The organism is Allobranchiibius sp. GilTou38 (assembly GCF_017565325.1).
Taxonomy (GTDB): Bacteria; Actinomycetota; Actinomycetes; order Actinomycetales; family Dermatophilaceae; genus Allobranchiibius; species Allobranchiibius huperziae.
Genome location: NZ_JAGEKN010000006.1, coordinates 346,360 through 368,687, shown reverse-complemented (window position 1 = coordinate 368,687; position 22,328 = coordinate 346,360). Strand labels below are relative to the sequence as shown.

At 69.9% G+C, this 22,328-nt stretch carries 25 protein-coding genes; 18 read left to right on the top strand and 7 right to left on the bottom strand.

The window, feature by feature from the left end; all coding sequences use genetic code 11:
• Positions 1-86 precede the first annotated feature (86 nt).
• From JOB34_RS06885 to JOB34_RS06875, 3 genes are read right to left on the bottom strand one after another with little or no spacing between them, the layout of a single operon-like run.
• Positions 87-1,064 (bottom strand): COX15/CtaA family protein, encoded by a 978-nt coding sequence (locus JOB34_RS06885; RefSeq protein ID WP_208051992.1) that lies wholly within the window; start codon positions 1,062-1,064, stop codon positions 87-89.
• Positions 1,064-1,813 (bottom strand): ABC transporter permease, encoded by a 750-nt coding sequence (locus JOB34_RS06880; protein ID WP_208051991.1) that lies wholly within the window; start codon positions 1,811-1,813, stop codon positions 1,064-1,066. The genes JOB34_RS06885 and JOB34_RS06880 overlap by 1 nt, the downstream gene beginning before the upstream one ends.
• A complete protein-coding gene (locus tag JOB34_RS06875) occupies positions 1,810-2,472 on the bottom strand; it encodes an ABC transporter ATP-binding protein (RefSeq protein ID WP_208052402.1) in 663 nt (220 codons plus the stop codon). The genes JOB34_RS06880 and JOB34_RS06875 overlap by 4 nt, the downstream gene beginning before the upstream one ends.
• A gap of 173 nt (positions 2,473-2,645) precedes the next feature.
• On the opposite strand from JOB34_RS06875, the gene JOB34_RS06870 reads away from it, so the two are divergent.
• From JOB34_RS06870 to JOB34_RS06830, 9 genes are read left to right on the top strand one after another with little or no spacing between them, the layout of a single operon-like run.
• Positions 2,646-3,818, top strand: coding sequence for a glycoside hydrolase family 3 protein (locus JOB34_RS06870; protein ID WP_208051990.1), 1,173 nt, complete (start codon positions 2,646-2,648; stop codon positions 3,816-3,818).
• 57 nt (positions 3,819-3,875) lie between these two features.
• Positions 3,876-4,721, top strand: a complete 846-nt coding sequence (locus tag JOB34_RS06865) for a metalloregulator ArsR/SmtB family transcription factor (RefSeq protein ID WP_347813760.1) — start codon at positions 3,876-3,878, stop codon at positions 4,719-4,721.
• Positions 4,718-6,136 carry a Fe-S cluster assembly protein SufB gene (gene sufB, locus JOB34_RS06860; RefSeq protein ID WP_208051989.1) on the top strand — a complete coding sequence of 473 codons (1,419 nt, stop codon included), beginning with the start codon at positions 4,718-4,720 and terminating at the stop codon, positions 6,134-6,136. Before JOB34_RS06865 ends, sufB begins: the two co-directional genes overlap by 4 nt.
• On the top strand, positions 6,136-7,323 hold the full coding sequence (gene sufD, locus JOB34_RS06855; protein ID WP_208051988.1) for a Fe-S cluster assembly protein SufD: 1,188 nt from the start codon (positions 6,136-6,138) through the stop codon (positions 7,321-7,323). Before sufB ends, sufD begins: the two co-directional genes overlap by 1 nt.
• Complete coding sequence (locus JOB34_RS06850) at positions 7,320-7,658, top strand: non-heme iron oxygenase ferredoxin subunit (RefSeq protein ID WP_208051987.1); 339 nt, start codon at positions 7,320-7,322, stop codon at positions 7,656-7,658. Before sufD ends, JOB34_RS06850 begins: the two co-directional genes overlap by 4 nt.
• 23 nt (positions 7,659-7,681) lie before the next feature.
• A complete protein-coding gene (gene sufC / locus JOB34_RS06845) occupies positions 7,682-8,443 on the top strand; it encodes a Fe-S cluster assembly ATPase SufC (protein ID WP_179480871.1) in 762 nt (253 codons plus the stop codon).
• Between the two features lie 5 nt (positions 8,444-8,448).
• Positions 8,449-9,744, top strand: coding sequence for a cysteine desulfurase (locus JOB34_RS06840; protein WP_208051986.1), 1,296 nt, complete (start codon positions 8,449-8,451; stop codon positions 9,742-9,744).
• Positions 9,744-10,220, top strand: a complete 477-nt coding sequence (gene sufU / locus JOB34_RS06835) for a Fe-S cluster assembly sulfur transfer protein SufU (RefSeq protein ID WP_208051985.1) — start codon at positions 9,744-9,746, stop codon at positions 10,218-10,220. Before JOB34_RS06840 ends, sufU begins: the two co-directional genes overlap by 1 nt.
• On the top strand, positions 10,217-10,555 hold the full coding sequence (locus tag JOB34_RS06830) for a metal-sulfur cluster assembly factor (protein ID WP_179480865.1): 339 nt from the start codon (positions 10,217-10,219) through the stop codon (positions 10,553-10,555). Before sufU ends, JOB34_RS06830 begins: the two co-directional genes overlap by 4 nt.
• Positions 10,556-10,615: 60 nt before the next feature.
• On the opposite strand, the gene JOB34_RS06825 is transcribed toward JOB34_RS06830, so the two are convergent.
• Positions 10,616-11,557 (bottom strand): hypothetical protein, encoded by a 942-nt coding sequence (locus tag JOB34_RS06825; RefSeq protein WP_208051984.1) that lies wholly within the window; start codon positions 11,555-11,557, stop codon positions 10,616-10,618.
• 250 nt (positions 11,558-11,807) lie between these two features.
• Positions 11,808-12,104 (bottom strand): hypothetical protein, encoded by a 297-nt coding sequence (locus JOB34_RS06820; protein WP_208051983.1) that lies wholly within the window; start codon positions 12,102-12,104, stop codon positions 11,808-11,810.
• On the opposite strand from JOB34_RS06820, the gene JOB34_RS06815 reads away from it, so the two are divergent.
• The 7 genes from JOB34_RS06815 to JOB34_RS06785 all read left to right on the top strand — a co-directional run bounded on the left by JOB34_RS06815 (position 12,094) and on the right by JOB34_RS06785 (position 16,167).
• Entirely contained in the window at positions 12,094-12,318 is a 225-nt protein-coding gene (locus tag JOB34_RS06815; protein ID WP_208051982.1) for a plastocyanin/azurin family copper-binding protein, read from the top strand. The genes JOB34_RS06820 and JOB34_RS06815 overlap by 11 nt on opposite strands.
• 1 nt (position 12,319) lies before the next feature.
• Positions 12,320-12,802, top strand: a complete 483-nt coding sequence (locus tag JOB34_RS06810) for a hypothetical protein (RefSeq protein ID WP_208051981.1) — start codon at positions 12,320-12,322, stop codon at positions 12,800-12,802.
• Positions 12,796-13,335 carry a sigma-70 family RNA polymerase sigma factor gene (locus JOB34_RS06805; RefSeq protein ID WP_347813759.1) on the top strand — a complete coding sequence of 180 codons (540 nt, stop codon included), beginning with the start codon at positions 12,796-12,798 and terminating at the stop codon, positions 13,333-13,335. Before JOB34_RS06810 ends, JOB34_RS06805 begins: the two co-directional genes overlap by 7 nt.
• The gene (locus JOB34_RS06800; RefSeq protein ID WP_208052399.1) at positions 13,332-14,021 is read left to right on the top strand and encodes an anti-sigma factor; all 690 of its coding nucleotides are present in this window, start codon (positions 13,332-13,334) and stop codon (positions 14,019-14,021) included. Before JOB34_RS06805 ends, JOB34_RS06800 begins: the two co-directional genes overlap by 4 nt.
• 65 nt (positions 14,022-14,086) lie before the next feature.
• Complete coding sequence (locus tag JOB34_RS06795; RefSeq protein ID WP_208051980.1) at positions 14,087-14,524, top strand: hypothetical protein; 438 nt, start codon at positions 14,087-14,089, stop codon at positions 14,522-14,524.
• A 159-nt stretch (positions 14,525-14,683) separates the two neighbouring features.
• Positions 14,684-15,457 carry a hypothetical protein gene (locus JOB34_RS06790; protein WP_208051979.1) on the top strand — a complete coding sequence of 258 codons (774 nt, stop codon included), beginning with the start codon at positions 14,684-14,686 and terminating at the stop codon, positions 15,455-15,457.
• 35 nt (positions 15,458-15,492) lie between these two features.
• Positions 15,493-16,167 (top strand): class F sortase, encoded by a 675-nt coding sequence (locus tag JOB34_RS06785; protein WP_208051978.1) that lies wholly within the window; start codon positions 15,493-15,495, stop codon positions 16,165-16,167.
• A gap of 6 nt (positions 16,168-16,173) precedes the next feature.
• On the opposite strand, the gene JOB34_RS06780 is transcribed toward JOB34_RS06785, so the two are convergent.
• The gene (locus tag JOB34_RS06780) at positions 16,174-17,376 is read right to left on the bottom strand and encodes an MFS transporter (RefSeq protein ID WP_208051977.1); all 1,203 of its coding nucleotides are present in this window, start codon (positions 17,374-17,376) and stop codon (positions 16,174-16,176) included.
• A gap of 63 nt (positions 17,377-17,439) precedes the next feature.
• Positions 17,440-18,408, bottom strand: a complete 969-nt coding sequence (locus JOB34_RS06775) for a neutral zinc metallopeptidase (protein WP_208051976.1) — start codon at positions 18,406-18,408, stop codon at positions 17,440-17,442.
• 221 nt (positions 18,409-18,629) lie between these two features.
• Here JOB34_RS06775 and JOB34_RS06770 point away from each other — a divergent pair, with 221 nt between their 5' ends.
• Positions 18,630-20,228: an ABC-F family ATP-binding cassette domain-containing protein gene (locus JOB34_RS06770; protein WP_208051975.1), complete on the top strand. Its 1,599-nt coding sequence runs from the start codon at positions 18,630-18,632 to the stop codon at positions 20,226-20,228.
• Between the two features lie 217 nt (positions 20,229-20,445).
• On the top strand, positions 20,446-22,314 hold the full coding sequence (locus JOB34_RS06765) for an ABC transporter ATP-binding protein (RefSeq protein ID WP_243757808.1): 1,869 nt from the start codon (positions 20,446-20,448) through the stop codon (positions 22,312-22,314).
• The last annotated feature ends 14 nt before the right edge of the window (positions 22,315-22,328 follow it).

Genomic DNA, 22,328 nt, shown 5'->3' with positions numbered 1-22,328 from the left:
GCGGGCGCGGGGAAGTGACCGCAGTGCCGACACCCTACTTGAGCGCGTACGGCGGAAGTAGGAAAGGCGCCGCCGTGCCGAGCGCGCTACGGAGTCGGCACGTGCGTCGTACGAGGCGCGGTGGTCGGACGCACCGTCGAGGCCGGCGCGCGCGTGGCCAGCACCCCCCAGGTCACGGCGACGACCAGCAGGCAGGCCATCAGCATGTGCACCAGGACGAGCGCGCCGGGAACGCCGAGGAAGTACTGGGTGTAGCCGACGATCGCCTGCAGGACCGTCACCAGGGCGACCAGGCGCCAGCTGCGGAACGCCGATCGGGCTTCCACGAGCGCCGTCGCCACCAGCATCGCGACGACCAGCCCGCAGAAGAGCATTACCATGTCGGCGTGCAGCCAGGCCGCCGAGCGTGGGCTGAACGCGAACCGGGCCGGGTGGGTCGCGTCGCCGGAGTGCGGGCCGGCGCCGGTCACCGCGGTGCCGAGCATCAGCACGAGCCCTGCGACGAACGCCGTGCCGGCACCGAGCAGCCGCACCTCACGGCGGACGGGCACCAGCCGGTGCTCGCGCACCTGCCACACGAGCCAGGCGGAGGTCGCGACGAGCGCCATCGAGATCAGGAAGTGCAGCGCCACGATCGCCGGGTTGAGGTGGGTGAGCACCGAGATGCCGCCGACGACGGCCTGCAGCGCGATCCCGCCGAGCACGCCGAGCGCCGGTGGTAGCAGGGCCCGCCGGTCGGAGGAGCGTCGGTGCCCGATGATCGCCAGGATGAGCAGCACCGCCACGATGCTGACCAGCGAGGTGAGCATCCGGTTGCCGAACTCGACGTACTTGTGCCACTCCTGCGCCTGGTGCTTCACCGGCGTGATGGAGCCGCTGACGCACTCCGGCCATCGCGGACAGCCGAGGCCGCTGCCCGACAGGCGCACCAGTCCGCCGGTGCCGACGATCAGGATCTCGACGGCGAGGTTGATCCAGGCCAGCGGCTTCAGCACCCGGGCCAGCCGATCGGTGAGGGCCACCCACCCGGTGCGTGCGTGGTGCGTGCGTGCGGTGGCGGTCATCAGTCGCTCCAGCGGAAGAATCGGGCGACCAGCGCCGAGCCGATCGCACCCCAGACGAGCAGGACGAGCACCGGCATCAGCACGTGGGTGTCGTGCCCGGTGAGTGCCGCCCGCATGCCGTCGCCGAGCGCCCCGGAGGGCAGCAGCCGGGCGATGTCACCGAAGCCGCCCGGGAGCCGGTCAGTGGGCACCAGCAGTCCCCCGAACGCGGCGAGCAGCACCCAGATGAGGTTGGCGACCGCCAGGGTCGCCTCCGCCCGCAGCACCCCGGCCAGGGCGAGCGCGAGCGATACCCATACCCAGCTGCCGACGACGAGAAGCACGATCCCGATCACGACACCGCCCGCATGCGGGTGCCATCCGAAGCAGGCGCCGAGGACTGCGAGCACGACGGTCTGCGCGGCGACGATGCCGAGCACCGCGATCGCCTTGGCCCACAGCAGCCCGGCCCGGCCCAGGGGAGTGGTGCCGAGCAGGCGCAGCACGCCGTACCTGCGGTCGAAGCCGGTGGCGATGGCCTGACCGGTGAACGCCGTCGAGACCACGGCCAGGGCGAGCACTCCGGGCACCGCCAGGTCGATCCGTCGGCCGCTCCCGAGGTGCGGCGCGGTGGAGACGGCGAGGCCGATCAGTGCCAGGGCCGGCAGGACGAGGGAGACGAGCAGCTGCTCGCCGTTGGTGAGCAGGGTGCGACTCTCGAAATTGGCCTGTGCGCGGATCCGGGCGGCGGGGGCGGCGGCATCGGTCATGCGGTGCGCGCCGTCCTGGTGAGGGCGAAGTACGCCGACTCGAGGGTGCCGTCGCCGTCGGGGCTGTTCCCGGCGCGTACCGCGGAGACGGTGCCGTCGGCCACGACCCGGCCCGCGGCGACGACGACGACCCGGTCGGCGAGCCGCTCGGCCTCCTCGAAGGAGTGCGTAGTGACGACGACGGCGCATCCCCGGTCGCGCGCGGCGCGGATGAGGTCCCACACGTCGAGGCGACTGTGCGGGTCCAGTCCAGCGCTCGGTTCGTCGAGGAACGCCACCTCGGGGCGGCCGATCAGTGCGGCGGCCAGCGCCAGCCGTTGGCGCTGTCCGCCGGAGAGCCGGCGGGTGGCGATGTGCGCGAACTCGCCGATGCCGAGCGCCTCGACCAGGTCGGCGCGGTCGTCCTCGGAGTAGAGGGAGGCGAGGTGGGCGAGGAGCCGCACCGGCCGCACGCTTCCGGGCAGGCCGCCGTCCTGGAGCATGACGCCGACGCGGGCACGGTGTGCCGCGGGCGCTCGCCAGGGGTCGACGCCGAGGACGGTGATGGCACCCTGCTGCGGGCGGCGCAGTCCTTCGGCCATCTCGATCACCGTGGTCTTGCCCGCGCCGTTGGGACCGAGGACGCAGGTGACCTGCCCGGCCGCGGCGTCCCAGGTCATTGCGTTCAGGGCCGTTCGGCCGGCGTACCGGTGCGAGACGTCCCTGATCTGCACGGGGGCGTCGACGGTCACAGCAAACGAGTTTAGGTGGGTCGTCCGCACTGGTTTCGCCCGGCGCCATGTGGTAGACCGCCGGAGGGGGCACCTGGGTCTCCTGTGACGAAGGAGCAGTGATGCGTAGGTCGACCACGATGATCCTGGCAGGGGTGGCTTCGCTGGCCGCCGGGAGCGGCCTCGTGGCCCCGGCAGCGCAGGCCGCGCGGCCCGCCGCGACGCCTGCGGCCACCGCCTGCACGGCCCTCACCGTGCTGCGGACCGAGACGCTGGAGCAGCGCGTCGGGCAAATCTTCATGGTCGGCACCCCGGCCACTGGCGCGAGCAGCCAGCTGCTGAGCGAGATCAGCAGCTACCACGTCGGCAATGCCTTCCTCAGCGGTCGCAGCACGTCCGGCACCGCGACGCCCGCACACACGACGGCGGCGCTGCGCGCCCGGGTCAGCAAGGCGAGCACGGACAACGTCCCGCTCTTCATCGCCACGGACCAGGAGGGCGGTGCGGTGCAGGTGCTGCAGGGCAGCGGTTTCAGCACGATCCCGGCGGCGCTGACGCAGGGCTCGTGGGCGTCCTCGACGCTGCAGAGTTCCGCGACCACCTGGGCGCGCCAGCTGGCCGGTGTCGGGGTCAACCTCAACCTGGCCCCGGTGGCCGACACCGTGCCCAGTGCCGCAGCGGCCCGCAACAACCCGCCGATCGGGGTCTACCAGCGCGAGTACGGCTACACGTCGTACGCGACGACGGCCGGGTCGACGGCGTTCCTGCGGGGTATGACGGCCGGGGGTGTGGGCTCGACCACGAAGCACTTCCCGGGCCTTGGCGTGGTCACCGCCAACACCGACACGTCGTACGGCGTGCACGACCGCTCGACGAGCTCCAGCAGCGCCTACCTCAACCCGTTCAAGGCCGACATCCAGCAGGGCGCCACAGCCGTGATGATGTCCTCGGCCATCTACGACAAGATCGACCCGAGCACCCTCGGCGTGTTCTCGCCCAAGGTCGTCGGGCTGGTGCGCTCGGCCGGCTTCACCGGGCCGATCATGACCGACGACCTGGGCAACGCGGTGCAGCCCGGTCGGTGGCCGGCGGCCAACCGAGCGCTGGACTCGCTCTACGCCGGCGTCGACATGATCCTCACCGTGAACTCCTCGGTGCTGCCCACCATGTACGACGCCGTCCTGAGCCGCGCGCAGACGCAGTCCTACTGGCTGCAGCGGGTCAACAACGCGGCCTATCTGGTGCTGCTCGGCAAGGAACGGCGCGGTCTGCTCACCAACAGCTGCTCCGCCTGACGCCGGTTAGGTCCCCCTGGCTAGGAAGAGCGGGGGCATTTAGGTCACACTTGTGTGGTGATTATCTCCGGCGAGCTCGACACCGAGCTCGGCAACGCGCGCGGAACCGGCGGCGCCGATGCCGTGGGCCCGGCTGTCGGGTCCACGGACTGCGCCGAACCGCCGCAGGATCACGCGCGTACCCGTGACCGGGTGCTGGGGGAGATCTCCGAGCACGGCCCGCTGAGCGCCGCCGACCTCGGTGCGCGCCTCGGGCTCACACCGGCCGCCGTACGCCGCCACCTGGACGTGCTCGACGAGCAGGGCCTGGTCGACGAGGCCGTCACGACACAGCGGGGCACCCGCGGTCGGGGACGGCCGGCGCGCGCGTACGTGCTGTCCGAGGGCGGGCACGCACACCTGCGCGGCGCGTACGACGAGCTCGCCGTCTCCGCGCTGGACTTCCTCGCCCGCTCGGCGGGGCCGGAGGCGGTCCGGATGTTCGCTACCGAACGCGCCGACCGGCTCGCCGCAGTGGCCCGTCCGGCGATCGAGGCCGCCGGCGCCGATCCGGATGCCCGGGTCGAGGCGCTGGCCGCGGCGCTCACCACGCAGGGATACGCCGCGAGCACCCGGCCCGTGGGCGATGGAACATCGCGCGCCGGCATGCAGTTGTGCCAAGGGCACTGCCCGGTGCAGCACGTCGCCACCCGGTACCCGCAGTTCTGCGAGACGGAGGCCCAGATGTTCTCCGACCTGCTCGGAGTGCACGTGCAGCGGCTGGCGTCCCTGGCGCACGGCGAGCACGTCTGCACCACCTTCATACCGACCAGCACGACCAGCGCACAGCCGCCCGCTCTGAGCGGCACCACCGACACACACGGCACCACCACCCGCACGACCGGCGAGAGGAATCGATCATGAGCACCATCGAGGAGCTGAACCCGGGTCTGGCGGACATCGGGAGCTACCAGTTCGGTTGGTCCGACAGCGACACCGCCGGGGCGACCGCCAAACGCGGACTGTCCACCGACGTCGTCGCCGACATCTCCGCTCGCAAGTCCGAGCCGGAGTGGATGCTCAAACTGCGGCTGAAGTCGCTACGGCTGTTCGACAAGAAGCCCATGCCGACCTGGGGTAGCGACCTCACCGGCATCGACTTCCAGAACATCAAGTACTTCGTGAAGTCCACCGAGAAGCAGGCCACCAGCTGGGAGGACCTGCCCGAGGACATCAAGAACACCTACGACCGGCTCGGCATCCCCGAGGCGGAGAAGCAGCGCCTGGTCGCGGGCGTCGCCGCGCAGTACGAGTCGGAGGTCGTCTACCACCAGATCCGCGAGGACCTGGAGGAGAAGGGCGTCATCTTCGTCGACACCGACACGGCACTGCGTGAGCACGAGGAGCTCTTCCGGGAGTACTTCACCACCGTGATCCCCGCCGGCGACAACAAGTTCGCCTCGCTGAACACCGCTGTGTGGTCGGGCGGCTCGTTCATCTACGTCCCCAAGGGCGTGCATGTCGACATCCCGCTGCAGGCCTACTTCCGGATCAACACCGAGAACATGGGCCAGTTCGAGCGGACGCTGATCATCGCCGACGAGGGTTCCTCCGTGCACTACGTCGAGGGCTGCACCGCGCCGATCTACAAGTCGGACTCGCTGCACTCGGCCGTGGTCGAGATCGTGGTGAAGAAGAACGCCCGGGTGCGCTACACGACCATCCAGAACTGGTCGAACAACGTGTACAACCTGGTCACCAAGCGCGCGACCTGCGAGGCCGGCGCCACGATGGAGTGGATCGACGGCAACATCGGCTCGAAGGTCACCATGAAGTACCCGGCCGTCTTCCTGATGGGGGAGTACGCCCGCGGCGAGACGCTGTCGATCGCGTTCGCGGGTGAGGGCCAGCACCAGGACGCCGGCTCCAAGATGGTGCACGCCGCACCGCACACCTCCAGCTCGATCGTCAGCAAGTCGGTCGCGCGTGGTGGCGGGCGCACGTCGTACCGCGGTCTCGTGCAGATCCTCGAGGGCGCCGAGCACTCCAAGTCCAACGTGGTCTGCGACGCGCTGCTGGTCGACCAGATCAGCCGCTCGGACACCTACCCGTACGTCGACGTCCGCGAGGACGACGTGCAGATGGGCCACGAGGCGACCGTCTCCAAGGTCAGCGAGGAGCAGCTCTTCTACCTGCAGTCCCGCGGCATGACCGAGCAGGAGGCCATGGCCATGATCGTGCGCGGCTTCGTCGAGCCGATCGCGCGTGAACTGCCCATGGAGTACGCGCTCGAACTGAACCGCCTCATCGAACTCCAGATGGAAGGAGCAGTCGGCTGATGTCGCTGCTGACACCTGACGCAACGACGCACGCCGACCCCGCAGCGGTCGCGAGTGGTGCGGTCATCCCGGACACCTCGCGCGCCGAGCGCACGACGTCCTTCGACGTCGCGGACTTCCCCGTGCCCAACGGCCGGGAGGAGGAGTGGCGTTTCACCCCGGTGGATCGCCTCTCTGCCCTGTTCGCCGACAAGGACAGTGACCGCGGCGCCCTGCAGCTCGACCTGGACGGGGTCCGCTCCGTGCTCGCCGAGCCGCTGGCGCCGGGTGAGGCACCGCGCGGCACCGCGCTCGTGCCCGGCGACCGTTCCGCGGTCGTGGCGCACGCGCACAGCCCGAAGGCGCTCTACCTGAAGCTGGCCGCCGAGCAGGAGTACGACGAGCCGCTGCGGCTCGGGATCCACGGCACCGCCGCGGGCGCGCGCGCCAACGGTCACGTGGTCATCGAGGCCGGCGCGCAGAGCAAGGGCATGGTCATCCTCGACCACACCGGTGCCGCCGACGTCAACGCCAACGTCGAGGTGATCGTCGGTGACGGCGCCAACCTCACCGTGGTGACGCTGCAGCGCTGGGACGACGGCGCCAACCACCTGTCGCAGCACGACGCACTGGTCGGACGCGATGCGTCGTACCGGCACATCGCGGTCAGCCTGGGCGGTGACATCGTGCGGATGAACGCCGGTGTCCGCTATGCCGGCCCGGGCGCCGAGGCGACCCTGCTCGGCGTCTACTTCGCCGACAAGGGCCAGCACCTGGAGCACCGCTCCTTCATCGACCACACGGCTCCCCGGTGCACGTCCCTGGTGACGTACAAGGGTGCGCTGCAGGGCGACTCGGCTCACACGGTATGGGTGGGCGATGTGCTCATCCGCGCCGAGGCGCAGGGCACCCAGACGTACGAGCTGAACCGCAACCTGGTGCTCACCGACGGCGCCCGTGCCGACTCGGTGCCCAACCTGGAGATCGAGACCGGCGACATCGAGGGTGCGGGTCACGCCTCCTCGACCGGCCGGTTCGACGACGAGCAGCTGTTCTACCTGCAGGCCCGCGGCATCCCCGAGGAGCAGGCACGTCGTCTGGTCGTCCGCGGTTTCTTCGCCGACGTCGTCGCCAAGATCGGCGTGCCCGAGGTCGTCGACACCGTGATGACGGCGATCGAAGACGAGCTGAGGCAGGCCGGCGAATGACCGGTGACGCCGTGACCGCGGACTTCGTCCGGGTCTGCTCCCTGGGGGAGTTGACCGAGGGCGAGCCTGCCCGTGCCGACATCGGCGGCTACCAGGTGGCGTTGGTGCGCACCGAGACCGGTGAGGTCTTCGCGGTGGACGACACCTGCTCGCACGCCAACGTGTCGCTGTCGGAGGGCGAGGTCGAGGGCTGCACCATCGAGTGCTGGCTGCACGGCTCCCGCTTCGACCTGCGCACCGGAAACCCCGACAGCCTCCCGGCGATCGAACCGATCGCCACCTATCCCGTGAAGATCGACGGCGACGACGTGTTCGTGGCCGTCCCCACCAGCTGAGCAACCGAAGGACACCGAAACATATGTCAACGCTTGAGATTCGCGACCTGCACGTGACGGTCGACACCGAGCAGGGCGCCAAGGAGATCCTCAAGGGCGTCGATCTGTCGATCAGTTCGGGTGCGACGCACGCGATCATGGGCCCGAACGGCTCCGGCAAGTCCACGCTGGCCTACAGCATCGCCGGTCACCCGAAGTACACCGTCACCCAGGGCACCGTGACCCTGGACGGCGAGGACGTGCTGTCGATGACCGTCGACGAGCGGGCCCGCGCCGGACTGTTCCTCGCGATGCAGTACCCCGTCGAGGTCCCCGGCGTGACCGTGTCGAACTTCCTGCGTACGGCGAAGACCGCGGTGTCCGGTGAGGCGCCGAAGCTGCGTACCTGGGTCAAGGACGTCAAGGGCGCGATGGACAACCTGCGGATGGACTCCTCGTTCGCCGAGCGCAACGTCAACGAGGGCTTCTCCGGCGGTGAGAAGAAGCGCCACGAGATCCTGCAGATGGAGCTGCTCCAGCCGAAGATTGCGATCCTCGACGAGACCGACTCCGGCCTCGACGTGGACGCGCTGCGGATCGTCTCCGAGGGTGTCAACCGTGCCAAGGCCGGCTCCGACATCGGCGTCCTGCTGATCACCCACTACACGCGGATCCTGCGCTACATCAAGCCCGATCACGTGCACGTCTTCGTCGACGGCAGGGTCGCCGAAGAGGGCGGCCCGGAGCTCGCCGAGCGCCTCGAGAACGAGGGCTACGACCGCTACGTCGCGGCGGCGAAGGCCTGATCGACATGCCGTTCGACGCGACCGAGGTGCGGGAGGACTTCCCGTTGCTGTCCCGCACGGTGCGCGACGGCAAGCCGCTGGTCTACCTCGACTCCGGTGCCACCTCGCAAAAGCCCGTGGCGGTGCTCGACGCCGAGCGGGACTTCTACGAGCACCACAACGCCGCCGTCCACCGCGGAGCCCACCAGCTCGCGGAGGAGGCCACCGACGCGTACGAAGGCGCCCGCGCCACGATCGCGTCCTTCATCGGCGCCCAGCCGGACGAGGTCGTCTTCACCAAGAACGCCACCGAGGCGCTCAATCTGGTGGCGTACGCGTTCAGCAACGCCGGCGCGGCCGGTGCCCTCGACGGCGCGGACCCGCAGGTCGCGGGCCGGCTGCGGATCGGACCGGGCGACGAGATCGTCGTCACCGAGATGGAGCACCACGCGAACCTCGTGCCGTGGCAGGAGCTGTGCCGCCGCACCGGCGCCACGCTGCGGTGGATCCCCGTCACCGGCACCGGCGAGCTCGACCTGAGCGACCTGGGATCGATCGTGACCGAGCGCACGAAGGTACTCGCGTTCGCGCACGTCTCCAACGTCACCGGCGTGATCAACCCCGTCGAGACACTCGTCGCGGTGGCCCACCGGGTCGGCGCGCTGGTGGTGCTGGACGCCTGCCAGTCGGTACCGCACCTGCCCGTCGACGTCGCGACGCTCGGTGTCGACTTCCTGGCCTTCAGCGGCCACAAGATGCTGGGCCCGCTGGGCATCGGCGTGCTCTGGGGCCGCTCCGAACTCCTGGCGGCGATGCCGCCCTTCCTGACCGGCGGATCGATGATCGAGCTGGTGACGATGGAGGGCTCGACCTACGCCGCGCCGCCGCAGCGTTTCGAGGCCGGGGTGCCCGTCGCGGCCCAGGCCGTCGGCCTGGGTGCCGCGTGCGACTACCTGAGCGCCCTCGGGATGGACAACGTGCTCGCGCACGACCGGGTCATCACCGCCGCTGTGCTGCAGGAGCTCGCGAAACGACCCTGGGTCACCGTGCTGGGTCCGACGGATCCGCAGAAGCGTTGTGGCGCAGTGGCTTTCAGTGTCGACGAAGTGCACCCGCACGACGTCGGCCAGATCCTGGACGACGCGGGCGTCGCCGTGCGCACGGGCCATCACTGCGCGTGGCCGCTGCACCGGGCTCACCGGATCACGGCGTCCACCCGGGTCAGCTTCTCCGTCTACACCACGCTGGAGGACGTGGCCGCGTTCGCGACCGCACTCGACCGGGTGCCGCAGATCTTCGGTCTCGAGACGGGAGCAGCCTGATGGACCTCTACCAGGAGCTGATCCTCGAGCACTCCAAGCGACCGGTGAACGCCGGCCTGCGCGAGCCGTACGACGCGCAGGTGCACCACGTCAACACCACCTGCGGCGACGAGGTCACCCTGCGGGTCAGCGTGCAGGACGGCCGGGTCGCCGACGTGTCCTATGACGCGATCGGCTGCTCGATCTCGGTCGCCGCCGCCTCGATCCTCGCCGAGGAGGTGACCGGCGAGACCGTCCCGGAGTCGCTGCGCACCTACGAGGCCATGAAGGCCATGCTCACCAGCCGGGGGACCGACGTCGGCGACGAGGACGTCATCGGCGACGGCGTGGCACTGGCCGGGGTCGCGAAGTACCCCGCCCGGGTGAAGTGCGCACTGCTCCCGTGGAGCGCCTACACCGCCGCCCTGACCGAGGCCGAGGTCCTCGGCACCACCATCGACCCACAGACCGTCCCCGCCTCCGGAGGTACCCCATGACGGACACCACGCCAGCGACCACCAGCCCCACCAACGTCGCCGACCTCGAGGAGGCCATGCGCGACGTGGTCGACCCCGAGCTCGGCATCAACGTCGTCGACCTCGGTCTCGTCTACGGCATCACCGTCGACGGCGAGGCCAACGCGGTCATCGACATGACGCTGACCAGCGCCGCCTGCCCGCTCACCGATGTGATCGAGGATCAGACCGGCGCCGCCCTGGAGGGACTGACCAACAGCTTCCGGATCAACTGGGTCTGGATGCCGCCATGGGGCCCGGACAAGATCACCGACGACGGCCGCGAGCAGCTGCGGGCGCTCGGCTTCAACGTCTGAGCCGATCCACACGAGCAGATGACGAGCGCGGGTCCTTCGGGGCCCGCGCTCGTCGCTGTCTCACTCGTAGAGCACGTAGTCAGGGCGCGGCACCAGCGCCAGCACCTGCGCGGGGGTCATCAACGGCCCGGCCTGCGCGTCCTCCTGGAAGAACAGCTTGAAGCCCGGTGCGACGAACGCCGGGGTGTCCTTCATGACCAGGTGGTAGGTGTCGGTCTTGTCCTGCGCGGCGCCGATCCCGTCGACGGACTTCACCAGCGCCACGCCGGTGTGCGGCCGCAGCGCGGACTGGTCGCGCAGGATCGAGGGGCGCAGCACGTGCACCACCAGGGCCTTCTCCGGCAGCCTGTGGGCGCTGACCAACCCCGAGAGGTAGGCGGCGACGTCGTTCACGATCTCGCCGGTCGTCGAGCCGAAGACCGCGCCGGGTCGCTGGCCCGCCCGGATCGACCACTCCGGGTCCAGTGCCAGCCCGACGTCCGGCTCGGTCAGCCAGTGCTCGTACGCGCGGGCCTCGTCCAGGAAACTCGCGCGGCCGGGCTGAATGTTCAGCAGCAGGAGGGCGCCGCGGGCCCGTGCGGCGGTCAGCCAGGTCGAGATGACCTCGTCGCTCACCCTCGCGCGGAAGAGTCCGTCGCCGCCGGGCGCGCCCTGGACGACGGTCGCGATCAACTCCACGACCGGCAGAATCCTCCGCCCGGTGGACCACGCAGGCGCGGCCCGCATCATCCGGTCTAGTTCGACGTCCAGGTCACCGACGCCGAGCTGGCCGAGGGCGGGCGCGCCGGGGGAGCCGCACCACCCGAAGAGGAAGCGCGACGGGAAGATCGTGCGGCCGCCTCCCGGCAGCTCGGCGGCAGCCGGAACGGTGCTCGGCCTGCTGGTCGGCGTGCTGATCGGCGTCCGGGGAGGGCCGCTCGTCCGTGCGGCCGGGATGATCGCGGCCGGGGCTCCACACGCCGCCACCGTGGCGGCGCCGAGCGCTCCCAGAGCACCCCCCACCAGCCCCCTCCGGGATACTCCGCGAACTGTCACCCCTCGATGAGACCACGTCGCCGGGCGCAAGTGCGCACGACGTGCCGGGGTGTGTGCAGGTCGCGCGGAAGAGGTCTGTCAGAAAACAATGAGGCTGTGAGGTGAACCGGTTGGCCGTCCGCTCCGTACTACCAACCGGACGTGCGATGCAGCGGCACCTGGCGGTGCGGGCACCGATGCGCCCGATGTCCGGCACGACCGCATCGATCGCAGGAGTTCACATGTCCCAGTCCCTCGTCCGTTTCCCCGCCGTCGCGATCGCAGGTGTCGGCCTGGCCGTCGCGCTCGCCGCCTGCGGCGGCAGCTCAGGCACTTCGTCCAGCTCTGCCGCCAGCGCTTCCTCGACCAGTTCGTCGTCGAGTTCGGCGCCGAGTTCGTCGTCCAGCTCCTCTTCGCCGGCCACCTCGTCGTCCGGTTCGTCGTCATCCAGTGCCCCGGCCGCGGCGGGGCCGACAAAGACGGTCACCGCCAACGAGGTCGAGTTCCACATCACCCTCAGCACCATGACCTTCACACCGGGCACCTACACGTTCGACGTGAAGAATGGCGGCTCGGCCACCCATGCTCTGAAGATCGTCGGACCGGGCGTCGACAAGAGCACCTCGGACATCGCCGCCGGCAAATCCGCCACGCTCACGGTGACCCTCAAAGCCGGCACGTACGACGTGAACTGTCCCGTGGCCAACCACAAGATGCTCGGCATGGACGTCAAGATCAAGGTCGCCTGAGATGGGTGCCACCCCGGGTCTGCATGCAGGCGCCGGTGACACGACCGGGCGCGACCACACGATCGAGAGGTCCGGCTCCTTCCTGACCGTCGTCGTGCTGCGGGTCCTCGGCGCGGCGGGTCTGCTCGGCAACGGCTGGGTGCACTATCACCTGTGGGACCAGGGCTACCGGTCGATCAAGACCATCGGTCCGCTCTTCCTGCTCGACGCCATCGCTGCCGTCGTCCTCGCCATCGTCGTCCTCGCGGCGCCCCGTCGGATCCTGCCGCTGGGTGCCCTGGCCGGCTTCCTGATGCAGGTCGGCACGATCGCGGCCCTCGTCGTCACCACGAAGCGCGGACTCTTCGGTTTCACCGAGTCGACCAAGGCCCCCGACTACTGGGAGTCGGTCTGGGTGGAGAGCATCGGGGCCCTGGTGCTCCTGGTGCTCGTCGGATACTGCGTGTCCCGGATGCGGGCGAGGACGGTCTCGCGACGGTGGTAAGACCTGAGGTGCAGGCGAAGGAGCGCACGGATCTGCGTGCGCTCTACGACCGACATGCGACGGCGCTGTTCGGTTTCGCCCTGCACCTCAGCGGCGGTGACCGCAGCCGTGCCGAGGACATCGTGCAGGAGACCCTCGTCCGGGCATGGCAGCACCTGCCCGGGCAACTGGCCGTACGGCAGGACATCCGTCCGTGGCTGTTCACCGTCGCCCGCCGGATCGCGATCGACCAGCACCGCAGGGCCGAGGCCCGACCGACCGAGGTGTCGGGTGCCGGGGCCGACCGGGTCCTGATGGGCACGCCGGACGACACCGACCTGGAGGCCGGCCTCGACCGGATCGTGATCCTCGATGCGCTCGCGGCGCTGTCGGTCGAACACCGGGAGGTGCTGATGCAGACGTACTACGCCGGCCATACGGTCGCGGAGGCGGCTCGCGTCCTGCAGATCCCCGTGGGCACGGTGAAGTCCCGCGCGTTCTACGCCCTCAAGGCGTTGCGACTGGCTCTGATGGAGCGGGGGATGACGCCATGACCGGATGGTCCTACGACCCGGTGCGGGCCGACCTGGCCGCCTACGCGCTGGGCGCCCTGGAACCGGCCGACGAGATGGCGGTGCGGGACCACCTGCCGACCTGCGAGGAGTGCCGCGCCGAGCTGGCCGAGTTCTCGGCGATCGTGCCTCGGCTGGCTGCCGTCGCCGACAGTGACCTGACCCTGCCCCGGCCGCCCGCAGCGCTCTTCGATCGTGTCGCGGCGGCCGTCGACGCCACCGAGCAGGACGGGACGCAGGAGCCGCCGGCGTCGGGTCCGACCTGGCGGGAGCGCGCGCTGCGCGGCGGGAGACGTCGGCTCATCGCCGTCGCCGCGGTGCTGGCTCTCCTGGTCGCGGGCGGAGCCGCGCTGACGGCGCAGCGACTGAACCAGCCGGACACGGTGAACGCCGTCGCCACTTCCGGTGCCGTCACGATGCACGTGAGAGCCACCGGCGTCGCCTCGGGCACCACCTTGCGCATCAGTGTCGACGGCATACCGCAGAACGTGCAGTGCCACCTCGTGGTCACCAAGGACGACGGGTCGCGCCACTCGGCGGGCTGGTGGTCCTCCGGGTACTCCGGCCATGCCGTCTACACCTCCTCCACGGACGTTCCCCGTCGGCACCTGGCGGTCCTCACGCTGTACGGCGCGGACGGCGAGAGCCTGGTCAGTCTGCGAATGTGATTCGCTTCCCATCCATCCGGGGAGGGGCTCCGAATACCCCACACAGCGACCCGGAAGGACGCATCATGGAGCAGTTCCTCACTACACCGCATGCCTCACGGGCACGCTGGGTCGTTGCCCTGTTCGCGGTTGTCGCAGCCGTGGCCCACATTCCGGTCACCGGTGAGCACCTGCGTGAGGCGCCGTACATGGGGTGGCTGTTCATCGTGTTGACGGTCGGGTGTCTGGCGATCGCCGGCGCAGCTCTGGTCCGCGACAGCTCTGCGGTGTACGCGCTCGCCGTACTCACCTGTGGGCTCGCGGTCGTGGGCTATGCGGCCACCCGTCTGACGGCGTTCCCCATGCTTGCCGACGACGTCGGCAACTGGCTGGAACCCCTCGGCGTCGTCTCGGTGATCACCGAGACCGTCGTGGTGGTCGCCGCCATCGTCGGACTGCGCCATCGGGCGCGGCCGACCTCCAGAATTTCGACCTCATGGCCATCCACCGTCCATGGCGGCTGACCAAGAGGATCGAAGCAAGCGGTCCTCGTGCCGCACCGTGGTTGAAAGCTCCTCGCGAGATTTCGACGCTTCTCAGATAGACCGAACGGTTCAACAGTGAATGCCTCGAACTGGCGACGTCATCCCGACTTCGATCGAGCATCACAGAAGGGTTTACGCATGTCGACTGTCAAGAAGTCCCTCGCTCTGGCTGCCGCCGGAGCAGCCTGTGTTGCGATTCCCCTCTCGACCGCCTCGTCCGCGATGGCTGCCTCGAGCGGCACGACCTACCTGTCTGCGCACCTCACCTCGCTCAACGAGAGCGGCGCGAGCGCGACCGTGACCGGCACCCTCAAGGGCGACCAGTTGTCCCTGAAGATCGTGGACTCCGGTCTGCTCGCAGGCGCCCCGCACGCCCAGCACATCCACATCGGCGGGACGAACTCCTGCCCGTCGCCGACCGAGAAGGGCACCGGAGTCGACGGCCACCTGCGCGTCGCCAACGCATTGGACAGCTACGGTGCCATCGCGCAGTCGCTGACCACCTCGGGTGACACCTCGCCGGCCAGTGGTCTGGCGGTGACGCGTTTCCCGGTCGGGACGGCCACCTACAACCGCACCTTCACTGTGCCCGCGGCCACCGCGACCGCTCTGAAGGACGGTAAGGCCGTCATCGTGCAGCACGGTGTGGACTACAACAAGGACGGCAAGTACAGCGGCTCGTCCAAGTCCGAGCTCGACCCGAGCCTGCCCGAAGAGGCCACCGACCCCGCCGACTGTGGCGTCGTCAAGGCCAGCCAGATGAGCATGATGCCCGGTGGCGGCGTGAACACCGGCTTCGCCTCGACCAAGGACTCCAACAACAGCACCGCGATCGCGGGCGGCGCTGCTGCCGTGGCGATCGGTGCTGCGGGCGTCCTGGTGATGCGTCGCCGTCAGCGCACCAACGTCTGACCCACCCGGTCTGACACGGAGTAATTGAGGATCACATGAAGAACCGGACACGCGCACAGACCATCGCTATCGCCGTGCTGTGCGCGTGTCTGGTCCTCGGTGGCATCGTCGGCATCGTGTGGGGCACGCACCGCCCCGCCCATACCGACGCCATCCCGCTTCCGGCGTCGCAGACGAGCAGCTCGAGCACCTCGCCCACCAGCCCGTCCGTGACGTCCCCGTCGACGTCCTCCTCGGCGAACAGCCCCGCGGCGGCGCCCCTCTCACCACCCAGCAAGATCAGCATCCCGAGTCTGAACGAGGGGTCGACGCTCCTGACGCTCGGCGCGACCGCCAACCGGGAGATCGTCGTACCGGACGACAAGCACGCCGACCAGGCGGGCTGGTTCACCGGATCACCCACCCCCGGAGCCGTCGGTCCGGCCACCATCGTCGGCCACGTCACCAGCTCGCGCGGGGGAGCGGTCTTCTATCACCTGGCTCAGATCAAGAACGGCGCCACCGTGACGGTGACCCTGAAGAGCGGGAAGGTCCTGACCTACGACGTCTATCGCGTCGTCAGCGTCCCCAAGGACAACTTCCCGACCCAGGCGGTCTACGGCAACACCACCGACCCCGAACTTCGCTTGATCACCTGCGGCGGCAGTTTCGACTCGGCGACCGGCCACTTCCGCAACAACACCGTCGTCTACGCCCGCCTGGCCGCCTAGACCTCCTCAGCCCGTCCGGGCGCGGAGGAGCCCCAGCCGCCGTCGTTCGGCCGTGACGGGGGTGATGGCTGCGCCGACCAGCGGGAAGACCGCGCAGATCGCGAACGCGAGCCCGTATCCGTGCGCGGCGGCCAGTGCCCCGACCAGAGGTCCGGTGCCGAACGCCGCGAGGTTCTGCGCGGTGTTCTGGGTGCCGAGCGCCCGACCGGCCCAGAACGGCCCGGCGAACTCCGCTGTCGCCGTGAAGCCCAGCCCGTTGTCCGTCACCGACACGATCGAGGCCGCCGCGAGCGCCAGGATCACCAGCACCGAGCCCGCCCACGCGGTGGCGGCCACTGCGAGCATGCAGCACATCGAGACCACCGCGATCTGCCGCATCGGCCCCAGCCGGTTGCCGACCCGATCGGACCAGCGACCGGCCACCAGACGGCCGGTGGCACCCAGGACGGCGACCGCCGCGAGGATGCGACCCGCACCCGCAGGATCCCAGTGACGCTGTGCCACCAGGTATTCGGCGGCGAAGGTCGCGGTCGCGAACTGCGGGACGACCAGCAGGGCGCTGGCGGCGTGCACCCGCCACAGCGCAGCCGAGTCCCGGTAGGGCGATGCAGGGCGCACTCCGGTCTGCACGGGCGCGTGGCGCGGTGGGTCGACGGCGAACAGCAGCAGGGCCAGCGTGACCAGGAGACACAGCACCGAGGGCGCGATCAGCGCCACCGACACGCCGTACCGGTGGGCCAGCGGTGGCAGCACCAACGCGGCCACGGCGACCCCGAGCGGCTGTCCCATCTGCCGCACGCCCATCGCCACCCCGCGTCGTTCCTGCGGGAACCAGCCCATGATCAGCCGCCCGCTCGCGGAGTTGACCGACGCACCCGCGGCTCCCACCAGGGCCAGCGCCGCCGCACGGGCGGGCAGCGTGTGGCTCGCGGCGGCCACCAGGCCGGCGAGACCCGTGAGGCCGAGGCCCAGCCACATCGCCAACCGCTCGCCGTACCTGTCGGCGAACCCGCCCCACAGGATGAGGGTGGCGACCAGGCCGAGCGACGGTGCGGCCGCGAGGGCACCGGCGCCGCTGAGGCTCACTCCCTGGGCCCGGAAGGTCGGCACGAGGAACGGCATACCGTAGAGCAGGCTGCAGGCGACGGTGAGCGCCAGGGTGCCGAGCGTCAGCATCACCAAGGGGCGTGCGGTCACCGGTGCGTCCACTCATCCGACGGTAGGCGGGTGTCCGCTCGATGAGACGGGTGTCTCGCTATCCGGAAGAACTGGTCAGCCGAGCGAGGTGGCGTTGAAGGTGTCGCAGGCGTTGAGCCGGCCGGTCTGATAGCCCGTCTGGAACCAGTGCTGCCGCTCGGCGGACGACCCGTGCGTCCAGGTGTCCTGGTTGACACGTCCCGACGACTGCTTCTGGATGCGGTCGTCGCCGACCGCGGAGGCCGCCGACAGTGCCGACCTGATGTCCGAGGCGGTGATGGCCTGCAGGTACGCCGTCCCGTTGGCGTCCTTGGTGGTCGTGGCGTGATGCGCCCAGAGACCCGCGTAGCAGTCGGCCTGCAGTTCCGTGCGGACGGAGCCGCTCGTGGCGCCCTGGGGATCCTGCTGCGCGCGTCCGAGTGCGCCGAGCAGGTCCTGGATGTGGTGGCCGTACTCGTGCGCCACGACGTACTCCTTGGCCAGCTGACCGGTGTCCGCGCCGTACTTGCTGCTCAGCTCGGAGAAGAAGCCGGCGTCGATGTAGACCTTCTTGTCGAGCGGGCAGTAGAAGGGTCCGGTCTGGTTGCTGGCGGTGCCGCAGGCGGACTGGGTGCTGCCGCTGTAGACCACCGCGACGGCCCCGGTGTACTGCTTGCCGGTGGCCTTGGGCAGATAGGTGGTCCAGAAGTTCTCCACCGTCGCCACGGTGGCCTTGATGAGGCAGATGTCGTTGCGGTTGGCGTCGGCACCGGTCTTGCAGGCGGCGAGCTGCTGCTGCACCTGGTCGCTTCCGCCGACCTGCCCCCCGTCGTACTGATTCCCGGCGACATTGCCGGCGTTGCCCGCGCCGTCGGCGTTCGACGTCGTGCCGCCGGTGCCACCGCCCGCGAAGTGGGTGATGAGGATGATGATGACGGTCAGGACCAGCCCGCCGACACCCCCGCCGGCGACCATCCCGCCCGGCGCGAAACTCCCGCCACCGCCGCCCGAACCGCCGCTGGAGACGTCGGAGGTGCCGATGTTGGCGTTGTCGTTGAACGTCACGGCGGGTCGACCTTCCGAAAACCGGTGGGCCGGACAGGGCCCGGCTGATCTACTCCAGCGTAGTCAGCGACGTTGGTCACGTGCGCGCCCATGTGGTCGTCCGGCCGCTGCGGTGGGCGTAAAATGGTGTATACGCCTGACCCGCCGGCCCGGGGTCGGGCGTTCGCGTTGCCGCGTAATCAGCAGGCGAACGCCCCTCATCCCACCGAAGGAGTCCGACCGTGCTCACCGCGCATGACCTCGAACTACGCGCCGGCGCCCGGACCCTGTTGGAACACACCAGCTTCCGCGTCGCGCCCGGCGACCGCGTCGGTCTCGTCGGCCGCAACGGCGCCGGCAAGACAACCCTCACGAAGGTGCTGGCCGGCCAGGCGAACCCCGAGGCCGGTCAGGTGACCCGCTCCGGCGAGGTCGGCTACCTGCCCCAGGACCCCCGCACCGGCGACCTCACCGTGCTGGCGCGCGACCGCATCCTGTCCGCGCGAGGACTGGACACGATCGTGCGCGACCTGCGCAAGTCCGAGGCGCAGATGGGCGATGAGGACGAGGAACGTCGCGAGAAGGCGATGCGTCGCTACACCCGGCTGGACCACGAGTTCCAGGCGCAGGGCGGCTACGCCGCGGAGTCCGAGGCCGCGTCTATCGCCTCCGCGCTGGCCCTCACCGAACGACTGCTGGACCAGCCGCTGCAGACCCTGTCCGGTGGTCAGCGACGCCGCGTGGAGTTGTCCCGGATCCTCTTCTCCGGCGCGCAGACCCTGCTGCTCGACGAGCCGACCAACCACCTGGACGCCGACTCGATCGGCTGGCTGCGCGACTACCTGCGCGCGTACAAGGGCGGGCTGATCATCATCAGCCACGACGTGGAGATGCTGGACACCGTGGTGACCCGGGTCTTCCATCTCGACGCCAATCGCGCCGAGCTCGATCAGTACAACATGGGGTGGAAGACCTACCTGCAGCAGCGCGAGACCGATGAGCGCCGCCGCAAGCGTGAGCGGCAGAACGCCGAGAAGAAGGCGTCGGCGCTCTTCGGCCAGGCCGACAAGATGCGCGCCAAGGCCACCAAGGCGACGGCCGCGCAGAACATGGCCAAGCGTGCCGAACGGCTGCTCGCCGGCCTGGAGACCGAACGCCAGCAGGACCGCGTCGCCAAGCTGCGCTTCCCGAAGCCTTCGCCGTGCGGGCGCACTCCGCTGATGGCAGAAGGGCTTTCGCGGTCCTACGGCTCGCTGGAGATCTTCACCGACGTCGACCTGGCGATCGACCGCGGCTCGCGGGTCGTCGTCCTCGGTCTGAACGGTGCGGGCAAGACCACCCTGCTGCGGATCCTCGCGGGCGTCGACGACCCGGACACCGGTGAGGTGCAGCCGGGGCACGGGCTGAAGCTCGGCTACTACGCCCAGGAGCACGAGAACCTCGACATGGACCGGTCGGTCCTGGACAACATGAAGTCCGCGGCGCCGGACCTCGGCGAGACCGAGACGCGCAAGGTGCTCGGCTCGTTCCTCTTCAGCGGTGAGGACGTGCTGAAGCCCACCCGGGTGCTGTCAGGTGGCGAGAAGACCCGGCTGTCGCTCGCACTGCTGGTCGTGTCGTCGGCCAACGTGCTGCTGCTCGACGAGCCGACCAACAACCTCGACCCGGCCTCGCGCGAGGAGATCCTCGGCGCGCTGCGCGGCTACGAGGGTGCCGTCGTGCTGGTGACCCACGACGAGGGCGCCGTGTCGGCCCTGGAGCCCGAGCGGGTGCTGATGCTCCCTGACGGGGTCGAGGACCACTGGAACCCGGACTACCTGGACCTGGTCACGCTGGCCTGACCCGGCCCTACGCCGCGGGGCCGGCTGCTTCGGCACCCGGGTCCGCCACCCTGATGTGGCTGGTTTGCGTCCGTGGCCAGTGCTGCAGCCCTGGCCACAGACGCAAAACCCCCACATCGGCGACCTGCCCGAGACGCGCTCGGCATACCAGCACCCCGCCGGGTGTTGACCCTGCCAGACCTTTCAGACCTGCACAGCGAGGAGAGCCGACGTGTCGATGCCCGGCGGTTGGATGACGATGCGCTCGCTCACGCGCGACTCCTCGGTCAAGAACGCCCCGCTCAAGCCGGGGACGACCAAGCGGGTGCTCGGCTACGCCGGCCCGTTCCGGCGTCCCCTCATCGCGTTCCTGGTGATGGTGATCATCGACGCGCTGATGGTGATCGCGACCCCCTTGATTCTGCGCGAGATCGTCGACAAGGGCGTCCTGCACAAGGACACCTCACTCGTGGTGTGGCTCGCCGTGGCCGCGGCCGTCGTCGCGATCCTGGATGCCGGGCTGGGTGTCGGTGAACGCTGGCTGTCCGCGCTGATCGGTGAGGGGCTGATCTACGACCTGCGTCGGGAGGTCTTCGCGCACGTGCTGCGCCAGCCCATCGCGTTCTTCACCCGTGCTCAGACCGGTGCGCTCGTCACCCGCCTCAACTCCGATGTCATCGGCGCGCAGACGGCGTTCACCTCCGTGATGTCCAACGTGGTCTCCAATGCCGTCAGCCTCGCGGTGATCGTGACCGCGATGGCCGTGCTGTCCTGGCAGCTCACCCTGGCGGCGCTGGTGCTGGTGCCGCTCTTCCTCATCCCGACCCGCATCATCGGACGCCGCGTCGCCGGGCTCACCCGCAACCAGATGATCGAGAACGCCGACCTGGGCGCGCGGATGACCGAGCGCTTCAACGTCGCCGGCGCCCTGCTGGTCAAGCTGTTCGGCCGCCCCGAGACCGAGCACCGCGAGTACGCCGAGCGCGCCGGCAAGGTGCGCGACTACGGCATCGCCCTGGCGCTGCAGCGCAGCGTCTTCCTCGTCGGACTGACGCTGCTGGCGTCGCTCGCCACGGCCATGGTCTACGGCATCGGCGGTGTGATGGCCGCCCGCGGCACCCTCACCGTCGGCACGCTGCTCGCGCTGGCCGCGTTGCTCGCGCGCCTCTATCTGCCACTCACCCAGCTCTCGAACGTCCGGGTCGACGTGATGTCGGCGCTCGTGTCGTTCGAGCGGGTCTTCGAGATCCTCGACCTGCGGCCGATGGTGCGCGAGTCGGCGGACGCGGTAGCGCTGCCGGACGGGCCGCTCGACGTACGGTTCGAGGACGTCGAGTTCAGCTATCCGGACGCCGACCAGGTGTCGCTGGCGTCGCTGCAGACCGTGCAGTCCGGTGACGACGGCGCGAGCTCGCAGGTGCTGAAGGGGCTCTCGTTCGTCGCGCGCCCGGGGGAGATGGTCGCCATCGTCGGCCCGTCCGGTGCCGGCAAGACCACGATCAGCGCGCTGGTGGGCCGGTTGTACGACCCGACGTCCGGCGTCGTACGGATCGGCGGAGTGCCGCTCACCGAGGTCAGCGACGTGTCGCTGCGCGACCGGGTCGGCATGGTCACCCAGGACGCGCACATGTTCCACGACACCATCGGCGCCAACCTGCGCTACGCGCGCCCGGACGCCACCGACGCTGAACTGCACGCCGCCCTGCAGGCCGCGAACATCTCCGACCTGGTGGACCGGCTGCCGCACGGTCTGGACACCCTGGTCGGCGACCGCGGTCACCGCCTGTCCGGCGGCGAGAAGCAGCGGCTCGCCATCGCACGCCTGCTGCTCAAGGCGCCGTCCGTGGTGGTGCTGGACGAGGCCACGGCGCACCTGGACAGCGAGTCCGAGGCGGCCGTGCAGCGCGCGCTCGACACCGCGCTGGAGGGGCGCACCTCCCTGGTCATCGCGCACCGCCTGTCGACGGTCCGTGCCGCCGACCAGATCCTCGTGGTCGAGGCCGGGCGGATCGTGGAGCACGGGCGGCACGCGGAGCTGCTGGCCGCCGAGGGGCTGTACGCCGAGCTCTACCGCACGCAGTTCGCCGAGGCACCGACCCCGGCCTGACCACCCGATCGTCA

Bases quoted from the DNA above. Each gene is read 5' to 3' on its own strand.
- JOB34_RS06850 (WP_208051987.1), top strand. From the start codon at position 7,320: ATGACCGGTGACGCCGTGACCGCGGACTTCGTCCGGGTCTGCTCCCTG.
- JOB34_RS06810 (WP_208051981.1), top strand. From the start codon at position 12,320: ATGGGTGCCACCCCGGGTCTGCATGCAGGCGCCGGTGACACGACCGGG.
- JOB34_RS06880 (WP_208051991.1), bottom strand. From the start codon at position 1,813: ATGACCGATGCCGCCGCCCCCGCCGCCCGGATCCGCGCACAGGCCAAT.
- sufU (WP_208051985.1), top strand. From the start codon at position 9,744: ATGGACCTCTACCAGGAGCTGATCCTCGAGCACTCCAAGCGACCGGTG.
- sufB (WP_208051989.1), top strand. From the start codon at position 4,718: ATGAGCACCATCGAGGAGCTGAACCCGGGTCTGGCGGACATCGGGAGC.
- JOB34_RS06870 (WP_208051990.1), top strand. From the start codon at position 2,646: ATGCGTAGGTCGACCACGATGATCCTGGCAGGGGTGGCTTCGCTGGCC.
- JOB34_RS06815 (WP_208051982.1), top strand. From the start codon at position 12,094: ATGACCTTCACACCGGGCACCTACACGTTCGACGTGAAGAATGGCGGC.
- JOB34_RS06875 (WP_208052402.1), bottom strand. From the start codon at position 2,472: ATGACCTGGGACGCCGCGGCCGGGCAGGTCACCTGCGTCCTCGGTCCC.
- sufC (WP_179480871.1), top strand. From the start codon at position 7,682: ATGTCAACGCTTGAGATTCGCGACCTGCACGTGACGGTCGACACCGAG.
- JOB34_RS06885 (WP_208051992.1), bottom strand. From the start codon at position 1,064: ATGACCGCCACCGCACGCACGCACCACGCACGCACCGGGTGGGTGGCC.
- JOB34_RS06830 (WP_179480865.1), top strand. From the start codon at position 10,217: ATGACGGACACCACGCCAGCGACCACCAGCCCCACCAACGTCGCCGAC.
- sufD (WP_208051988.1), top strand. From the start codon at position 6,136: ATGTCGCTGCTGACACCTGACGCAACGACGCACGCCGACCCCGCAGCG.
- JOB34_RS06795 (WP_208051980.1), top strand. From the start codon at position 14,087: ATGGAGCAGTTCCTCACTACACCGCATGCCTCACGGGCACGCTGGGTC.
- JOB34_RS06785 (WP_208051978.1), top strand. From the start codon at position 15,493: ATGAAGAACCGGACACGCGCACAGACCATCGCTATCGCCGTGCTGTGC.
- JOB34_RS06800 (WP_208052399.1), top strand. From the start codon at position 13,332: ATGACCGGATGGTCCTACGACCCGGTGCGGGCCGACCTGGCCGCCTAC.
- JOB34_RS06840 (WP_208051986.1), top strand. From the start codon at position 8,449: ATGCCGTTCGACGCGACCGAGGTGCGGGAGGACTTCCCGTTGCTGTCC.
- JOB34_RS06790 (WP_208051979.1), top strand. From the start codon at position 14,684: ATGTCGACTGTCAAGAAGTCCCTCGCTCTGGCTGCCGCCGGAGCAGCC.
- JOB34_RS06765 (WP_243757808.1), top strand. From the start codon at position 20,446: ATGCCCGGCGGTTGGATGACGATGCGCTCGCTCACGCGCGACTCCTCG.